General features: G+C 48.5%; 13 protein-coding genes. 3 read left to right on the top strand and 10 right to left on the bottom strand.

What is annotated here, in order from left to right; all coding sequences use genetic code 11:
* Positions 1-110 precede the first annotated feature (110 nt).
* Positions 111-578 carry an Lrp/AsnC family transcriptional regulator gene (locus BAZ21_RS16980; RefSeq protein ID WP_068503207.1) on the bottom strand — a complete coding sequence of 156 codons (468 nt, stop codon included), beginning with the start codon at positions 576-578 and terminating at the stop codon, positions 111-113.
* A 172-nt stretch (positions 579-750) separates the two neighbouring features.
* Here BAZ21_RS16980 and BAZ21_RS16975 point away from each other — a divergent pair, with 172 nt between their 5' ends.
* The gene (locus tag BAZ21_RS16975; RefSeq protein ID WP_068503205.1) at positions 751-948 is read left to right on the top strand and encodes a hypothetical protein; all 198 of its coding nucleotides are present in this window, start codon (positions 751-753) and stop codon (positions 946-948) included.
* On the top strand, positions 945-2,465 hold the full coding sequence (locus BAZ21_RS16970; RefSeq protein ID WP_068503200.1) for an MFS transporter: 1,521 nt from the start codon (positions 945-947) through the stop codon (positions 2,463-2,465). Before BAZ21_RS16975 ends, BAZ21_RS16970 begins: the two co-directional genes overlap by 4 nt.
* Before the next feature lie 231 nt (positions 2,466-2,696).
* On the opposite strand, the gene BAZ21_RS16965 is transcribed toward BAZ21_RS16970, so the two are convergent.
* From BAZ21_RS16965 to BAZ21_RS16945, 5 genes are all read right to left on the bottom strand, one after another.
* The gene (locus BAZ21_RS16965; protein WP_068503546.1) at positions 2,697-3,227 is read right to left on the bottom strand and encodes a GNAT family N-acetyltransferase; all 531 of its coding nucleotides are present in this window, start codon (positions 3,225-3,227) and stop codon (positions 2,697-2,699) included.
* Between the two features lie 29 nt (positions 3,228-3,256).
* Positions 3,257-4,672, bottom strand: coding sequence for a M20 family metallopeptidase (locus tag BAZ21_RS16960; protein WP_068503199.1), 1,416 nt, complete (start codon positions 4,670-4,672; stop codon positions 3,257-3,259).
* 19 nt (positions 4,673-4,691) lie between these two features.
* Positions 4,692-5,954, bottom strand: coding sequence for an amidohydrolase (locus BAZ21_RS16955; protein WP_068503196.1), 1,263 nt, complete (start codon positions 5,952-5,954; stop codon positions 4,692-4,694).
* Positions 5,955-6,036: 82 nt separating this feature from the next.
* Positions 6,037-7,551: an AbgT family transporter gene (locus BAZ21_RS16950; protein ID WP_068503192.1), complete on the bottom strand. Its 1,515-nt coding sequence runs from the start codon at positions 7,549-7,551 to the stop codon at positions 6,037-6,039.
* 277 nt (positions 7,552-7,828) lie between these two features.
* Complete coding sequence (locus BAZ21_RS16945) at positions 7,829-9,154, bottom strand: hypothetical protein (protein ID WP_068503189.1); 1,326 nt, start codon at positions 9,152-9,154, stop codon at positions 7,829-7,831.
* A 633-nt stretch (positions 9,155-9,787) separates the two neighbouring features.
* On the opposite strand from BAZ21_RS16945, the gene BAZ21_RS16940 reads away from it, so the two are divergent.
* Entirely contained in the window at positions 9,788-10,759 is a 972-nt protein-coding gene (locus BAZ21_RS16940) for a ring-cleaving dioxygenase (protein ID WP_068503186.1), read from the top strand.
* Between the two features lie 88 nt (positions 10,760-10,847).
* Here BAZ21_RS16940 and BAZ21_RS16935 read toward each other — a convergent pair whose 3' ends face one another.
* The 4 genes from BAZ21_RS16935 to BAZ21_RS16920 form a co-directional block, all read right to left on the bottom strand.
* Entirely contained in the window at positions 10,848-12,545 is a 1,698-nt protein-coding gene (locus tag BAZ21_RS16935; protein WP_068503183.1) for a M3 family oligoendopeptidase, read from the bottom strand.
* 260 nt (positions 12,546-12,805) lie between these two features.
* Positions 12,806-13,615, bottom strand: a complete 810-nt coding sequence (gene thiD, locus BAZ21_RS16930) for a bifunctional hydroxymethylpyrimidine kinase/phosphomethylpyrimidine kinase (protein ID WP_068503180.1) — start codon at positions 13,613-13,615, stop codon at positions 12,806-12,808.
* Positions 13,616-13,811: 196 nt separating this feature from the next.
* The gene (locus BAZ21_RS16925; protein ID WP_068503178.1) at positions 13,812-15,218 is read right to left on the bottom strand and encodes a DNA-binding protein; all 1,407 of its coding nucleotides are present in this window, start codon (positions 15,216-15,218) and stop codon (positions 13,812-13,814) included.
* A 243-nt stretch (positions 15,219-15,461) separates the two neighbouring features.
* Positions 15,462-17,360, bottom strand: coding sequence for a bifunctional 2',3'-cyclic-nucleotide 2'-phosphodiesterase/3'-nucleotidase (locus BAZ21_RS16920; protein WP_068503175.1), 1,899 nt, complete (start codon positions 17,358-17,360; stop codon positions 15,462-15,464).
* Positions 17,361-17,370 lie beyond the last annotated feature (10 nt).

Raw genomic sequence — 17,370 nt, 5'->3', positions numbered from 1 at the left:
TATACCGAAAAAGCGAGACAGTAACCTCTGTTATGGAGGAACTGTCTCGCTTTAGAGTTTAGGACTTTTTCAGTGGCCTCGGGATATCCGGGGTTGTCTTTTTTTCATCCTTAATCTTTTTCTGAATGAGTAGCTCCACTTGCTTCTTCCAGAGAATGAATGAGAAGTCTATGATCGATCGGTGACGACATGACAAGCAGGCTCGTGTAGGTTCCATACTTATCGCACTGGTTGCTAAACTCTTCGAGGGTGCGCGTCGAACTGGTCACTACTTTTAATAAATAACTGTGTTCTCCGCTTATACGGTGGCACTCGGCAACATGTGGAGATGTATGGACAAAATCAAGAAATGCATGGCAATCTCTAGTCCGAAACAATATATAGGCTGCCGTATCCTTTCCTATTTTTTCAGGAGAAATGATAGTGCGATACTCCTTGATAACCCCTCTTTCTTCCATTCGTTTAACTCGTTCTGTTACAGCGGGTTGGGACAAACCCACGCACTTCCCTAGCTCCGTCATTGAAATTCTCGCCTGACTTTGAAGATAAAAGAGGATTTGTTTGTCTACATGATCCACTTTGAATGCTCCCCTTTAAATTTAACGTTTTTATAAAAAATTCATTTAATTACTTTGTATAATCATCATAATGGATTGATTGCGTTATGTAAAATGAATGATTTAGATTATATAATAAAACTTACATCGATAAGGTGAACCACACATGAAAAGATAGAGAGGATGGCTGCCCTTGAGCAAATACGTTTTAAATAAGGTAGGAACAGTAGCAGATTTAGAAGTACATATTGAAGAGGCTATTGATCGTACAATTGACGAAAAAAGGCTGGTTGGTGCTGGTGTACGAGTTGCGCTTAATGAGGCGCAATATTATAGTTGCGCTGCCGGATGTCCAGACCGTGAACAAAAGTCTGGAGGGACCTCTCAATGAGCCTCTCCCTCTCCCGCAAAAATATAATTGCATTGGCTGCTATTTGTTTGTCCGCATTGATGTTCGGCCTCGAAATTTCCAGTGTGCCAGTGATACTGCCAACTCTGGAAAAAGTATTGCATGGCGATCTTAAGGATATGCAATGGATTATGAACTCTTACACCATTGCATGTGCCACAGTTCTGATGGCTGTTGGAACGCTGGCTGACCGGTATGGAAGGAGGCGTATTTTTATTATCAGCCTCGTCTTGTTCGGTATTACATCCTTGATTTGTGGCTTGGCGCAAAGCACATCGGTTCTGATCATCAGTCGGTTTCTTCAAGGGGTGGGTGCTGGTGCGATGCAGATTTGCCAGATAGCAATTCTTTCACATCGGTTTCAGGAAGGACAAGAACGCAGCAAAGCCTTTGGCATATGGGGGATCGTGTTCGGTATCGGCCTCGGTTTTGGACCTATCATCGGCGGCATGATCGTGGCCGTGTTGAACTGGCATTGGGTTTTCCTGGTCCACGTTCCGTTGACCATCCTCACTTTGATTCTTGTTTTCGGTGGCATAGAGGAGTCCAGAGATCCGCAGGTGAAAAAGCTGGACATTATCGGCATCGTCACGCTTTCGTTGACAGTTTTTGGCCTTGCATACTTTATCACGCAAGGGCCGGAACTCGGCTTTACCAGCAGAGCATCCATCAGCATCCTTGTTGCAGTAGCAATAAGTTTCATTGTTTTTCTATTTGCGGAAAAGCTCAGCGCCCATCCGATGTTTGACTTTTCCGTATTCAAGATACGTAATTTCTCCGGCGCTCTCCTTGGCTCCATCGGCATGAACTTCAGTTTCTGGCCGTTCATGGTCTATCTGCCGATCTATTTCCAGAGTGGCCTGGGTTACGGCATCGTAGCCGCCGGGCTGTCTCTCTTGGCTTATGCGCTGCCCACCTTGGTAATTCCGCCTCTGGCAGAGCGTTTTTCGCTCCGCTATCAGCCGCGCATAGTCATTCCATCAGGTCTGTTCATCCTCGGTATGGGCTTCATTTTGATGAAATATGGCAGCGGCAGCGATCACGCCAGTTGGTTGACCATGCTCCCTGGCTCCTTGTTGGCTGGTATTGGGCTTGGCTTAACCAACACGCCTGTGACCAACACAACCACCGGCTCTGTTCCGAGTGCCCGTGCAGGCATGGCTTCCGGTATAGATATGAGTGCCAGATTGATCAGTCTAGCCATCAACATCGCTGTGATGGGATTCATCTTGCAGGTAGGTATTCTGTCTTATTTGAAGAGTGCCCTTTCCGGGACTCTCAGTGCAGTGCAATTGCGGTCTGTAGCCGAAAAAATAGCCGCCGGTAATACTGTATTCCTCAGGCAGAGTTTGCCAGAACTCTCCTCTCTGGATGCGTCTGGAGCCGTCGTCCATGCAGCGCTTGTGCACGGCTTTGGCTTGATAATGCTCTACGGCGGTATTGGTGTCTGGGTTCTAGCCGCGATCAGTTTTATGATTTTTGGACCTAAGAGAGCATAAAGACAATCCCGGGGATATCGAGGCACTGAAAAAGTCCCCATTGTTGAGAGTAAGAGAATATCCAAAGAAAAACGAGCCTCTAGAATCGCTTCTAAGGCTCGTTTCGCGTTCAGGGAGACATATTTGTACCCCTAAAATCTTTGTATTTTCGAAAATCAACAGTTTTTTAGTGGCCTCGATAAATTCAGAGGTCATCTTTTAATGCTTAGAAAGGTTTTTTTGTCTGAACGCCTACAGTTCCCACTCTTTCCGTAAAAGCCCCATTCGAATCGAATCATAATACTGTCCGTTATAATATCTGCACTTTCGAAGTCTGGCTTCCAGGGTCATGCCCAGCTTCTCTCCAACTTTCATCATCCGCTGGTTTCCTGACCAGGTCGTAAAGCCCACTCTTACCAAGGGTAATGTATTAAACAAATGCGTGATCCACAATCGCAAGGCTCGTGTACCATACCCACCGTTCCAATACTGCGGATTATAAATGCCAATTCCCATTTCAAGCCATTGCGAAGGTTGATGCTCCCAATAGTAGCTAACCGTCCCTATGATCTTACCTTCCACCTCAATGAGCCAGAAGTCGTCTTGTTCGACTCGCTTTTCTTTGCCTTGTAAATAATCCTCCCAGGAAAGCGCCTTATGTTCATAATAAGGTGCATCCCATTGCTTCCATTCCGGCGCTTCCTCTTTATAGGTTAGCGTCCAAAGAGCATGCAAGTCTTCTTCTTTAACAGGCCTAATGGTTAAGTCCTTATCCGTGTAGATGGAAAACACCCCTGACCATCATGGTTTTACTACTGGGCCCGCACCTTATTCGCACCGGGCTTGATTTCTGGTGGAATGGGGCATACGTAAGGCTGATCGCCGAGTCTGGCCCGCAAGTCAGTCTGCGCCTGCGCTACCAGCTCCGGCTGCTCCAGCAGCTCGGCGGCTGTAGCAGCCATGACCTTGGCGGCATGCAGCATGCCCTTGTGTCCGATGGAGGTCGCACCCGAGGCAACCCACTGCCACGTATGCGCCTGTGTTCCTACAGGAAAACAGGCGGTCGTGCACTGTACGGTCGGCGTAATCCAGCTTACGTCGCCGACATCGGTTGATCCATACAGCGGCTCGGTGCCCGTATAAGGCTGAAGAATATCAGCCATATCCTTATCACGCAGGCCCGGATATTTGACCACGACTCCTGCGCGCTCCTGCTCATCCAATGTCGTACATATTTCGGCGGCATAGGCCAGTTCTTCCGCCGTAAATTCCGGTACGCCCAGTTGCTCGAACACGCGATACATGGTTTGCTCCAGCACCGGGCTGGGCATCAGGTTGGAGCATGCCTTGTCGAATACGATTTCAACCTCCGTCCCCGTCATCAATGCCGCTCCGCGAGCAATATCGCAGACCCGGTTGTAAATATGCTGCACCTGCGACGCTTGCGGTGCCCTGATCAGATATAGCACCTCAGCATCTGCCTGTACGACATTGGGAGAAAAGCCTCCGCTGTTCGTGATTGCATAATGCAGACGCGCGTCCTGCACAATATGCTCGCGCAAATAGTTCGCGCCGATGTTCATCAACTCGACGGCATCCAGCGCGCTGTGGCCCAGATGAGGAGCTGCTGCGGCATGTGCGCTTTTACCTTTAAAACGAAAATAAACCTGCACATTGGCTAATGTGCTCACAGACATAATGCTGTTATAGTCCATCGGATGCCAGCACAAAGAGAAATCCACATCATCAAACAATCCTGCACGCGCCATAAACGCCTTGCCTGAGCCACCCTCTTCACCGGGACAGCCGTAGTAACGGACCGTTCCCGACAGTCCGTTCTGCTCTATCATGTTTTTAAGCGCAACCGCTGCGGCCAAAGAGGCTGAGCCGAGCAAATGATGACCACAGCCGTGACCGTTGCCTCCCTTTTCTACTGGCTCCTGCCGGGCAATGCCTTTAAGCTGGCTAAGTCCAGATAAAGCGTCATATTCTCCGAGAAATGCGATAATCGGCTTGCCGCTGCCATAGCTCCCGATGAAGGCTGTTTCGATACCGCCCACACCGCGCTCTACAGCGAAGCCCTCCTCTTCCAGGCTGCGGCATAACAGCTCAGCGGATTGATATTCCTCGAAGCGTGTTTCTGCATACTGCCATATTTGCTCGCTGATGCGAATGATGTTATCCCGTTGTCGTTCAATATCTTCGGATAATAGCTCTATATGCTTCATGACTGGTATCCCACCTTTCTCAGCGAAGCGTCCGTCTGGCCAGCCGCTCCAGCAATTCTACGCTGCGTGGCAGCACCTCTTCCTGAATATCAAACTCCGGATGATGGTGAGGGGCGGGCAGATCGCAGCCGATAATCATATAGGTGCCCTTTCCTCCCAGCTCCTGCACACGCCGAATCATGTAGCTGGCATCCTCACTGCCCAACGAGCTGGTTTGCCCCATCGCTTTCTGATTCACGAAGCCCTCAACATGCTGTGCTTCCTCTGCTGCCATCTCCGCCAATTCCGGGCTGCATACAATCGGGATTGCGCCACCGATGACGCGAATTTCATGCTCCAGCTCATGCATCCCTGCACTGTGGGCTATAATATTGCGTACCCGTCTCTCCAGCTCTTCATTCGTCTGCTCATTCACCGAGCGTGTTTCGATGATCATACGCGCGGTTTCAGGTATGATGTTGGCAGCTGTTCCTCCTTCCAGCACACCTACGTTAATACGTGTCTCCCCGGTGCTGAAGCGGGGCAGCGAATGAATGTTCAACAGCGCGGTGGCCGCGCCTAGCAGGGCATTGTTCCCTTTTTCCGGTGAGGAGCCCGCATGTGACGCCACACCGCGAAAGCGTGCCTCCAGCTTGGTGGACGCCAGAAAGCCTGCCGAGCTGCCGTGAATTTCACCCAGCGGTACATCACAGCCCAGATGCTGGCAAAAAAGCGTATCTACGTCGTCCAGCATTCCTTTGTGCACCATAGCATAAGCGCCTCGAACCCCCTCTTCTGCCGGTTGAAAGATCAGTTTAACCTTGCCTGCAAATTGACGGTCACTTAATCGCTCGGCCAAGCCGAGGCCAATCGTCGTATGTCCGTCATGAGCGCAAGCATGCATATGACCCTCGTACAGTGAACGAAAGCCTTCGGCCTGCGGCACATGCCGTGTTTTCGTGCTTTCCGTAATCGGGAGCGCGTCCATATCGAATCGGAACGCCACAGTGGGCCCTTCCTGCACACCCCGCAGAATACCAACAACAGCCGTATAGCCCCCCTTCATGTGGGAAGCAATCGCAGGGTCCGCTCCATCCCGCAAAGCGCGTTCATAAGCGGCCTCCAGCACCTCTTTTTCCGGCAAGCCGCGCACAGAGCTTGGTTCCATCGCATCCTGTCCATAAATAACCTCGTAGCCGAATTTCCGCAGCAAACCCACAACCTTGGATGCTGTTCGGAATTCAGTAAAGCCCAACTCAGGATGACGGTGCAAATCCCGACGCAGTTCAATCAGATCTAACATATATACCACCTTACCTTTTATATGAAATAATAGAATTTACAAAATCGTACGTTTCAATTATGACAGACTATAACCGTTCTAACTAGGATAATTTGGGATATATACCCGGTCCAATCGGAAGACCCAGCAGGTACCAAACCACGACCAGAAGCGTCCATACAATGAAGAAGAAAATAGGATACGGGAGAATGAGAGAGTAATAGGTGCCAAGTTTTGCGTCCTTTTTATACTGCTGAAGAAAACCGACAAACAAAGGAATAAACGGAGATACCGGGGCCAGCGGAATGACAGAGGAATCCGCCACGCGGAAAATCAACTGCGCAAAAGCAGGATGATAGCCCAGTACCATAAACATCGGTATAAATACAGGTGCAAGCAGTGACCAAATGGCTGAGCCACTGGCAATGAACATACACAGGAATGCCGACAGAAAGATCAGGCCAACGAATACAGGTACTCCGGTCAGGTTGATTTTTTCTAACATATCCGTAATGTACAACGCGATAAAACGCCCCATATTACTCCAATTGAACATGGCTACAAACTGGGACAACGGGAAAACCATAATAATGAATCCTGCCATGTCCTTAATCGGATGGACAAGCAGCTTGGGGATATCGTTCTGCTCCCGGATCACTTTTGTCGCGATGCCGTAGGTGATAGCTACAGCGAAAAAGAACAATAGAATCACCGGGACAATTCCTGACAGAAACGGCGAACCCATAATGCCTCCCGTCTCCGGGTTACGTAAAATCCCGTTAGCTGGAACAACCATCACGGCTATTACAGCAATGTACACTAAGGCGGCAATTCCGGCAGCACGTAGCCCTTTATTTTCACGGGAAGACAGCTTTTCCAGCTTGAACGGACTCTCTCCGCCTTGATACGTACCCAGTCGCGGTTCCAAAAATTTATCCGTAATCAAACCGGCGAGCAACGTAAGCACAAATACAGAAGTCATCATAAAATACCAGTTGTCCAGCACACTCACGGAAATCGCAGCATTGACTGACTTGGCTACCTCGGTGCTGATACCAGACAAAAGCACGTCTGTCGATACGATCAGCAGATTGGCTGTAAACCCGGAGCCCACGCCTGCAATAGCTGCCAGTAGACCAGCTACTGGATGACGTCCAACGGCCAGGAAAATAAGCGCGCCCAAAGGAGGCATGATCACGAGAGCGGCATCAGAAGAAACGTGGCTGAAAAAGGCGATAAATATGACCAAATAGCTGGCGTAGCCGGGACGCACGACGAGCGCTATTTTACGAATGACAGCCTCCAGCAGCCCCACCTTGTCGGCCAACCCAATGCCTAGCATCAGCGCCAGAATAGAGCCTAATGGGGTAAAGCCGGAAAAGTTTTTGACAATGTTAGGCAATAACCATTGAATGCCTTCGGCACTAAGCAGGTTTTTGACCTGTACCCGTTCATGGCTGATCGGATCAACGGCGGAGGCATGAAAGACAGACAGTACAGCAGTGCCTAATAAAAGAAGAATAATCAAATAGACAAACAGTAAAAAAGGATTGGGCAGCTTGTTGCCCACCCTTTCGACCCATCTGAAGATGCCAGTTTGTTGCTCTACGTTTTCCATGTTTGTCCCCCTCTTCGCGCTATTAAGCGAATATTTAACGACTATTTCGCTTAATTGTTTTGACATATTATATCTTTGGTTTTCAGGCGTTACAATACTTTTGTTATATTTAATAACATATCAACGTTATATAATTTTTTTATCATACTAAATTCAAGCAGATGCACCTACAAAAAAAGCTCCCGAAGGTCAGGTTACTTCACCTGTTCTCCAAGAGCTTTGATCAGCGCTTTGATCAGCGCTTTTATAAGCTTATCGTATTCCGTGTTTATTTCGGTTATCGTTTGAGCTGATAAATTTTACGCGGTCGTCCCCGACTCGTCTGGAGTTCGCCGCCTGTGGCGAGAGCCAGTCCATTTTCCACCAGCCCCAGCATAATACGCTGTGCATTGCGGACTGTCATGGACAAATCGGCGGCCAAATCCGATGCGCTAAAGCTTCCCCATCCCTTGCGTCGGGCAAGCGCCTCGATTTTTCGGTACGTACGAATACTGACTGCCGCCTGGTTTAAGCGATTCAGCAGTTCCTGATCCTCTGTACGATATTCATACTCCAGTTCATCCTGCCCTCCTGCCGATTCAACCACAGTTCCGTCCGCCCTCACGATGATAATGTCGCCCACTTCTCTGTCTTTTGCCGTCTGAATCGCCTTGCGTGCGTGCTGCTCCGCCGAAAGGGCCGTTTCGCCAAAACCTATACCAACCGCCACAGGCTGGTCTACCTCTGTCTCCAGCCGAAATACCGCTTCACGCAGAGCAGAAATTTCACGCTCCATCGCCCCACGCGAGCCGAATATCTGGTATCGACCATTTCCATTCTCCAGAAGAGAGCCATCCAGCTTGTCACAAAACTCCAGCAGCACACGCTTGATCTCCAATTCCAGGAGCTGCACATAATATTTTGTGCCTGAACGCCCTGACACCTTGTCCAGGTTCTCTATTTCTATGATTTGCACGCCAATCTGGCTATCTTTAAAGTAGGAGGCTCGCTGCTTCTCGATGCTAATACGAAGCGCCTGACGGATTTCCATACGGGTCACATCAATCTTGCTGCACGGCACTCCCCGTTCCAGCAGCCTTTTATGCACTGCATGCATACAGGTCAGAGCCGCCTGCGTCTGCCCGCTCTCCCACATTTTTATATGAACATCGGCTAATTCCGTTTCCTGTTGCTTATCCCGGTGTCCCTCCTGCTTTACCTCGAACATATGGATAGCAAACATGGATTCAGGCAATTCCAACTCATCCAGCGATTCCTGCAGGTTAAACTCCTCCAGCTCCACCATATCCAGTGACATGCACGTAATTGCAGGATATGAACCCTTTAAAAGATGGAGAATCCCTTTGTACAGGCTGGCCCCTGTCGGGGAGCAATATACGATACTATCAGAGTCTATAAGCTGCGGTTTGACTGCCATGTAAGGAATAGGTCCGGTAAAAAGCCATCCACTCACCTCTCCACGGTGAGCCGGGATGATAGCCGCTGCTTCCACCAGATTTTCATACGGATAAGGGATTAGCTTCGCCGTATCTGCATACTCACGTCCCACCTCTATGATCCGATCAATTGAGGGTTTCGGACCTACTACTCCAATCGTATACATGAAAATACTCCTCCTGATCTGTATGCAGGACGGCGGTTATTGATCCTACGCCTGTCTTTGGCTATATCGTAGCTGTTTTATTGAGGAGTAGCAAGGTGTGCAGAGTGTGGTGGTGGGTTTCGTGGGAAGTGGCGCTGCGCGAATGATTTGATCTTACGATCGCTGTTGCCACGGGATTCTTTGGATTGGATAGGACATGTGATGGTAAGAATCCCGTGGCAAAGGCGAACGCTGACGCTTCTACAGATTCAAATCCTCCGCTCCGCTGGCTTCCCGCCATTCCAGTACCACATCTGCGTAGGGAGGTAAGGTATTGGAAAAGCGGATTTCATCGGCTTCGCTCGATTCAATTTAATTTTTTATTACTACATTATTAATGCTCTGTATAATAGACTCGAAAAATGAACATAAAAACGGAGTAGACGGAATGGTGCTGTACAAGCGTAGCGGTGGCGATGGGAAGCACCATCCGACTGCGCAGTGGCGCATAGGTAACTTCGATAAATGATATGTGTTGACAAACAATCAAAAATCATTTATCTTAATATCAAGATAATAAATTATAAAGAAAGTTTACGACTGTTTATTTTGCTTTGAAAAAACGAATCATATAAAACCAAGGAGGACAATGACATGAAACTGTTAGGATTGCATCACGTATCGGCGATTACAGCGGCGGCGGCTAAAAATGTTGATTTTTATACTCAGGTTATGGGACTTCGGCTGATCAAGAAAACGGTAAACCAGGATGATGTCAGCGTGTATCACCTCTTCTACGGGGATGAGCGTGGAACTGCGGGGACGGAAGTTACATTTTTTGAAATCCCACATGCCGGACAGACTCGTACAGGGAATAACAGCATTTCGGCGCTCTCCCTGCGCGTACCGAATGACAAGGCGCTGGAATATTGGAAAAACCGCTTCGAGCAACTGGATGTAAAACATGGCGAAATTACGGATCAAGCAGGACGTTTGGCGCTTTCGTTCGAGGATTTTGAAGGACAACGTTTCTTCCTCGTTTCGGATGAGCATGATAACGGTGTGCGCGGTGGTACGCCTTGGGAGAAAAGCCCTGTCCCTGCCGAATATGCCATCGTGGGACTTGGCCCGGTTCATCTGACCATTCCCAAAGCAGAGAATACAATTCTCATTCTTGAACAGGTTATGGGCTTCCGCAAAAAGGGCTCCTATCCTTCCCCTGTTGCCGGACAGCCGGATGTGGTTATCTATGAAACGGGTGAAGGTGGTACCGGAACTGAGGTTCATCTGGAAGAGCGCAACGATCTCCCACAAGAGCGGCCGGGACGAGGCAGTGTGCATCATGTAGCCTTCCGTGTTGAAACCGAGGAAGAGCTCAAACAATGGGTAGAGCGTATTGGTCAGCTGCAAATTTCCAATTCAGGCTTTGTAGATCGCTTTTATTTCCGCTCCCTGTACTTCCGTGAGCCGAACGGCATTCTGTTTGAATTGGCAACCGATGGACCTGGCTTTGACACCGACGAGGAATTGGAGTTTCTGGGCGAATCCCTGTCGCTGCCGCCATTTTTGGAGTCGCGCCGTGCATCTATTGAAGCCAATCTCAAGCCACTTAACACCAAACATTAATTGAATTTTCATTTACACAAAAGGGCATTCCGCCACCTGTAAGCTTTTCAGCTTTGACAGGTAAGCGAAATGCCCTTTTTAGCTATGCTTACAGCTTTTTATCATCCACGCTGTTCAGCCACGCTTCGATTTCTCCGATCACAGAAGCGATACAGCCATCCTGGAACGGCGAGATCAATCCAGCCAGCTCAACCAATCCGGTAAAAGATCGGTTCCCCCCGGCACGGCACAGCTTCAAATAATCCTCCCACGCCGCTGTCCGGTCGATACTCATACGTTTCCAGAACTGGAATGCGCACAATTGCGCGAGTGTGTAGTCAATATAGTAGAACGGGGATTGAAAAATATGCCCCTGTTTGTGCCAAAATCCGCCATGCTCCAGATACTCGTTGCCTTCATAGTCCAGATGCGGTTTATACTTGCGTTCAATGGAGCGCCATACGCTTTTACGTTCGGCCGGGGTCCAATCCGGATGCTCATATACGGCATGCTGGAATTCGTCTACGGCCACGCCGTAAGGCACGAACAGCAACGAAGAGGACAGATGTTCAAAATGATATTTGTCCGTATCTTCTTCAAAGAACAGCTTCATCCAAGGCCATGCGAAAAATTCCATGCTCATGGAATGGATCTCAGCCGCCTCCATGGTTGGCCAATGATACTCCGGAATTTCAAAATGCCGGCTCTCATAGACCTGGAAGGCATGACCTGCTTCATGCGTCAATACGTCGATGTCACCAGAAGTACCATTAAAATTGGAGAAAATAAACGGCGTGCCATATTCGCTCAAAAAGGTACAGTAGCCTCCGCTTTGCTTACCCTTTTTGCTGATCAGGTCCATTAATTCCCGTTCGATCATAAAGCTGAAAAATTCATGTGTTTCCGGTGAAAGTTCCTCATACATACGTGCTCCATTACGAAGGATCCACTCCGGGTCACCTTTTGGCGTAGGGTTGCCTGACAGGAAGTTGAAGCCTTCATCATAATAACGAAGCCGATCTACACCGATCCGTTCGCGCTGACGCTCCTTCAACTTGGTTGCCAGGGGAACGATGTGCTTCAGTACCTGCTCGCGGAAATTGGCAACCATTGTGGCATTGTAATCTGTACGTCCCAAACGAGCATAGCCCAGTTCTACGAAGTTGTCGTAGCCCAGCTTATGTGCCATGCGTGTACGTACCTTGACCAGTTCATCATAAATCCGATCCAGTTCGTCCTCATGCTCGCTCATAAATTGATATTTGGCCTCGGATGCCAGTTTGCGCGTTTCCCGATTGGTATCCAATTCAAATGGCAAAAGCTGTGCTAACGTGCGTTCTTGCCCTTCAAACTGGATCTTGGCGGACGCAATAAGCTGGGCATATTCGGAGGTCAGCTTATTTTCCTGCTGCAAATCCTCGATGATATCCGGGTGGAACGACTTGAGTGCTACCTCGGCAATACTAAAAAGCTGGCTGCCCCATTGGCTCTCCAGCTCGGCTCTGAACGGAGAGTCCACCAATGCCCGGTAGTACTCCGTTACATACTCCTGAATGACCGGAATGAAATCATCAGCATACTCTTGCTCCGCTTTGTAAAAGGCGTCCTCCGTATTAATGGAGTGCCGAACTTCCACCAATTGCAATTGCGTTTCCACATGACTGCGCAGCTTGTTAATCGCATGAATTACTTCATTTTGACGTTCTACGCTGTCTGCCTCACGAAACTGCTGCAACAGCGTTTTAAACCGCTGTTCAATTTCAGGCTGCTCTGGTCGGCTGTAAGCCATTTGGCTGAATAATGTCATTGCTTTCGTTCCCCCCTCAGTGTAATAAACCTGATGCCTATTATACAGTACGATTAGACAAAACTGGAAGCAATAGCTCAAAAAAAAGACAACCTCAAAAGCCGCAATACCAAGTACTGCGGCTTTTAGGAGCCAAACTGGCTCTTATCTCATAGATATCTTTGCCTCAAGCAATTATTATATATATGCAGCCTAATGGAGATTTATAAGGCCTTCTTTGTTATGCTTATTAATTTTGTATACTTATTGATTTTGTATACTTATTGATTCTGTAAACGGTGTGCGGCATGCAGGGTCGGACCGACGAATTCATTCAGCTTGAAGCTGCCTTCAATGGCCTGTGTGATAAATTTCTTGGCCTGATCCACCGCTTCACGTACAGTCAGCCCTTGAGCCAAGCCAGCCGTTACCGCCGCCGAAGTGGTGCATCCTGCACCATGGGTAAAGCTCGTTTTTACCACATCCGCTTCAAACCAGTCAGAAGTGATTCCGTCATACAGCAGGTCCATCGCTTTGCCTGTGCGAATTTTACCACGGTCCTTGATCAGCACGTGCTTCGCTCCGCGCTCATGGATAATGGCAGCCGCTTCCTGCATCTGCTCCAGCGTCGTGATGGGTCCATTCTTCGCCAGCTGCGAAGCCTCGAACAAGTTGGGTGTTACCAGATCAGCGCCAGGAATTAACAATTCCAGCATCGCTTCTGTATTTTCCGGCTGAAGCACTTCATCCGTACCTTTGCAAACCATAACCGGGTCAATGACGATCCGCTTCAGATCATGTTTTTTCAAATGGCTGGCTACCAGCTCGATAATATCAACGGAACCAAGCATACCGGTTTTCATCGCATCAAAACCGATGCCTTCCAATACAGTACGCAGCTGCGCTTCTACCACATCCAACGCAACAGGATATACAAGATGGTCCCAGGTTTTGGGACCCATCGCTACTACGGTTGTCAATACAGTCATACCATATACGCCAAGCTCCTGAAAGGTTTTCAGGTCTGCCTGAATACCCGCTCCTCCGCTTGTGTCGGAGCCCGCTATCGTTAATGTTTTGGGAATCGTCATTTGTACATGCTCTCCTTCACTTTCTGTGCTGCATTTATCCTAATCCCGCATACGAAACTTGTCAACGCGCAAAGCGTCTTTTCCATGCCAAAAGTCACAAGAACCCGCAACAACTAAAAAACGAGAACATTCCCCTTTGGAACGGGAACATCCTCGTAAGAACGTGTTATATGAAGAGCTCGCATGAAAATTAGAATTACGAATATCCACCGGTACTGTGATCATAAGCATGATTCTTTTCATTTTCCCGTACGCCGAGACAAAGGCTTTGATACAGATGCTGCTGTTCCGGAGTAGCAAAATTCCGGTGCTGCTCAACCAGGGCCATACAACCGATGATATGCTCGGTATAGCTATTATCTACAGACAGCTGCAAGCAGTGCAGTGTTTGTCCCAATCCCTCAGAGAAATCGCCCTTTCGAAAATGATATTCCGCATACACCTTACAAAAGGATGCAAAGCGAAACGCATTAAAGTGCCTGCGATAATGAGTGTCCCATTGTTCAGGTGCAAGCTCCCAAAAGCTCTTGAGCTGCTGACTGAACAGTCCCAGCTCGGCATCCACAAAATAACCGAACCGGTTCGCTGATTCGAGCAATGTGTTCAAGCCCTCCAGCGTTTCATCCGAATGCTCGCGCAAATAAGTAATATACTCATAGATTGCAGAAGTGTTACCCATTTTAATTTCAATACAAAGTCGGTTGCCCCGAGCATATACACGGTGCATTTCGACTACTTTCGTGCCTTCCTCGTCCAGGCCCTCAAACCAGCTTAAATCTGCATAACCTTCAATCCATTGCTTGGATTCCTCATATCTGCCCTGAAACTCATAGCAGCTGGCCTTTAGCAGATGCCCCTGGGCATAGTAATAAACGAGCGGCTTAAGCAGCTCCAGGTGCTCATCCCCAAATCGATTCCGATTACGATACAATGCCTGCGCCAGCTCTCTTAGCTCATCCGCATACATTTCCATCTCGGACCATTGCATTTTTGACGCAAACACTTGGGACAGCATATGTAAGCCTTCCAATGCGTATGTTTCCGGTAGACGGCTTCGGTATAAATGGAATTGTACAGCAGCCTTCAAGTTCCGCTTGTTATCCTTAATCTGAACCTGGAAAATACGAAAATAGCTAATCGCCAAGCGTTCGGAATGGGTATACTTCTCACTCTCGATAACACAATCATACAGAAGCATGGAGGCTTCATGTCGATCATTCTCAAACATTTCTTCTGCTGTCTCAAAAATAGCCGGAATGTTCGATAAATCATCCATCAGATAGCCAAGTACACTACGTATGCAGTCCAGCTTGTTCAACTCCGAGCAACGGAGAAGAAACGGACGCAGCCTCCGCCAATGCGGCAAAGAATGAACAAAGCATTCATCCACATACATCTCGAACAAAGACCCTTCTTCCAATCCCATGGCCTCGGTGATTAGATCAAGCTGATTAACTGAAATGGGCCGTGGAGGGTTCCGGTTAAGAATACCACTGAGTGTACCCGGATTTACCTTGGAAGCATCTGCAAAACACTGCATCGAAATGCCTTCACTTTGAATATACTTTTCAATTTCTGCGCGAATCGTGGTGTTTTTTTCCAAAGGGACACCCCCTCAAACGAATGATGGTGATTGTTCATTACCTTTTAAACCAAAATTTGTTTAATCAAAGTATATGTCTTATTATACGGGAGGTCAATAACTTAAACGCGACTCCGGACATATAAAATCACGAATTTCGTACGATATTAAATCCGTTTTATGAAAAAAGACCGCCCCCGAAGGTTTGGTCTGTTCATGTGTCGTGATGCTGTAGACTTATGAAGGCAAAGAATAATTTGCTGTTTAGAGCGGTCCAAAATCAATAGCAAATTTGGCATAACCTTCAATAGTTAATCCTTCATAAAGCAGCTCCGAATAAGCTTGAGCGGCCTCCGTAGCTTGTGGCGAGGTCAAGAATGTCACATGCGGACGCCCCTCCCATGGGGCAAGGGACCAGTGGCCGTCTGCTTTTGGCGTCACTGTCTTCATTTGCCGCACATAGTCGGTCAATACATGCCGATTTTCATCCGGTGCAGCAAGTACAATTCGTTCTCCACCCGGATTAACGAGCGTGGAGGAGAAGGCGCGATAGTTGTTCGTAACCACCAGATAACTCTGCTGCATATCCATCGGCTCTCCTTCGTAGGACATATGAAGGATTCTGTGCGCATCCGGCACCTTTAATTTCCCGGCAATATCATATCTGGCAGGCTGCGTTACATCAATCTGATATCTGATCCCGTCGATGATATCAAAATTAAAGCTCGGAAAATCAGAATCAATCAGCTCTTGCTCATGTTCTGCCAAAGGATCAATCTGCCGGAATTGTCCGGCAGACCACTCAAGCCATTCCCGAATTTCCGCCCCGATCAGCCGGACGACATGCAGCGTATTCGGGAAGTTGTACAGATCGGCGATATGCTTGATCGCCAACGTCCCTGCCGGAATATCGGTGTAGTAAGATGGGCCGTATCTGCCGCCCGTTTTAAATGGAGCCGCTGCCGACAGAACGGGTAAAGCTTCGTACTCGCTCCCTTGCAGTTGCTGCTTCACATACCAAATTTGCGCATCATTTACGAGCTGAACCGAAGCATCGTCCATGACTTGGGCAAAGAAGCTGTTCACCGCCACCGTCGTCCGACCGACAGGAGCGCGAATATACTCCAGTGTCCCGACGTGCTCCTCTGCTACCGACTGCTGAATTACAGCATCCGGTTGTACCAGCGCTTCCTTCCGTACCGGATCATACACCGGGCGTACCTCGGCAGAGGATGCGGCCACTTCCCACTTTCCATCTATAAGAAAAAGGTCGAAGTCAATAATACCCAGATGATCCCCCCAGAAGCCCGGCTCTACCGCCGGAATATCGTGGATCGTGCCTCGCTCCGTATCAACACCCGTTTTACCGACAAACAAAGGTCCGGGGAATACTTTATGCGCATGACCAAACAGAATGGCGTCAATCCCCTCCACCCTGCTCAGTGGCAACACCGTGTTTTCCATATATGGCGTTTCAGGAATATCCTCAAAGCCCGCATGGGGCATGGCAATGATCAGATCGGCTCCCTCTGCCTTCATTTTGGGAATAAACCGTCTCGCCGTTTCCAGCACGTCCTTGACGATGATTTTTCCCTCCAGCCACGCCTTGTCCCATTGCATAATTTGTGGCGGTACAAAGCCGATGACTCCCACCTTTAAAAGATGCTTGCCGCCTGCTTCATCCTCAACCGTCTTGTCCAACAGCAGATAAGGTGTGAAATAGTTTTGTTCATTTTCTCCCGCTACATAAATGTTGGCATTTATATAAGGAAATTGCGCTCCCTGAAGGCAGGTCTGCAAATATTTTAGTCCATAGTTAAATTCATGATTTCCGATATTCCCTGCCTCGTACCCTAAAAGATTCATCGCCTTGTAAGCAGGATGTACAGCGCCGGGGTCCTGTTGAAGACGCTGCACAGCATAATCCCCCATCGGATTCCCCTGAATGACATCCCCGTTATCCAGCAGGAGATGGTTGGGTACCTCAGACCGGGCCGTTTGAATCAAGCTGGCGGTTTGCGCCAGACCATACTGCAGCGTTTCCTCATCTGCATAATAATCGTAATTCCACAAACTGACATGCAGGTCCGTCGTAACCATGATGCGGAATTTTACCCTCGCCGGACCTGACGGCTCCCGATGTATGACTTCATTTGTATCCAATCTTGTTCTC

This window comes from Paenibacillus kribbensis (assembly GCF_001705305.1).
GTDB classification, from domain to species: domain Bacteria; phylum Bacillota; class Bacilli; order Paenibacillales; family Paenibacillaceae; genus Paenibacillus; species Paenibacillus kribbensis_B.
The sequence above is the reverse complement of the archived record's forward strand: the minus strand, read 5'-3'. Positions and strand labels throughout refer to the sequence as shown.

What these genes read in the sequence shown, in the direction of transcription:
- BAZ21_RS16970 (WP_068503200.1), top strand. Translation starts at nt 945, where the DNA reads ATGAGCCTCTCCCTCTCCCGCAAAAATATAATTGCATTGGCTGCTATT.
- BAZ21_RS16960 (WP_068503199.1), bottom strand. Translation starts at nt 4,672, where the DNA reads ATGAAGCATATAGAGCTATTATCCGAAGATATTGAACGACAACGGGAT.
- BAZ21_RS16955 (WP_068503196.1), bottom strand. Translation starts at nt 5,954, where the DNA reads ATGTTAGATCTGATTGAACTGCGTCGGGATTTGCACCGTCATCCTGAG.
- BAZ21_RS16950 (WP_068503192.1), bottom strand. Translation starts at nt 7,551, where the DNA reads ATGGAAAACGTAGAGCAACAAACTGGCATCTTCAGATGGGTCGAAAGG.
- BAZ21_RS16945 (WP_068503189.1), bottom strand. Translation starts at nt 9,154, where the DNA reads ATGTATACGATTGGAGTAGTAGGTCCGAAACCCTCAATTGATCGGATC.
- BAZ21_RS16940 (WP_068503186.1), top strand. Translation starts at nt 9,788, where the DNA reads ATGAAACTGTTAGGATTGCATCACGTATCGGCGATTACAGCGGCGGCG.
- BAZ21_RS16935 (WP_068503183.1), bottom strand. Translation starts at nt 12,545, where the DNA reads ATGACATTATTCAGCCAAATGGCTTACAGCCGACCAGAGCAGCCTGAA.
- thiD (WP_068503180.1), bottom strand. Translation starts at nt 13,615, where the DNA reads ATGACGATTCCCAAAACATTAACGATAGCGGGCTCCGACACAAGCGGA.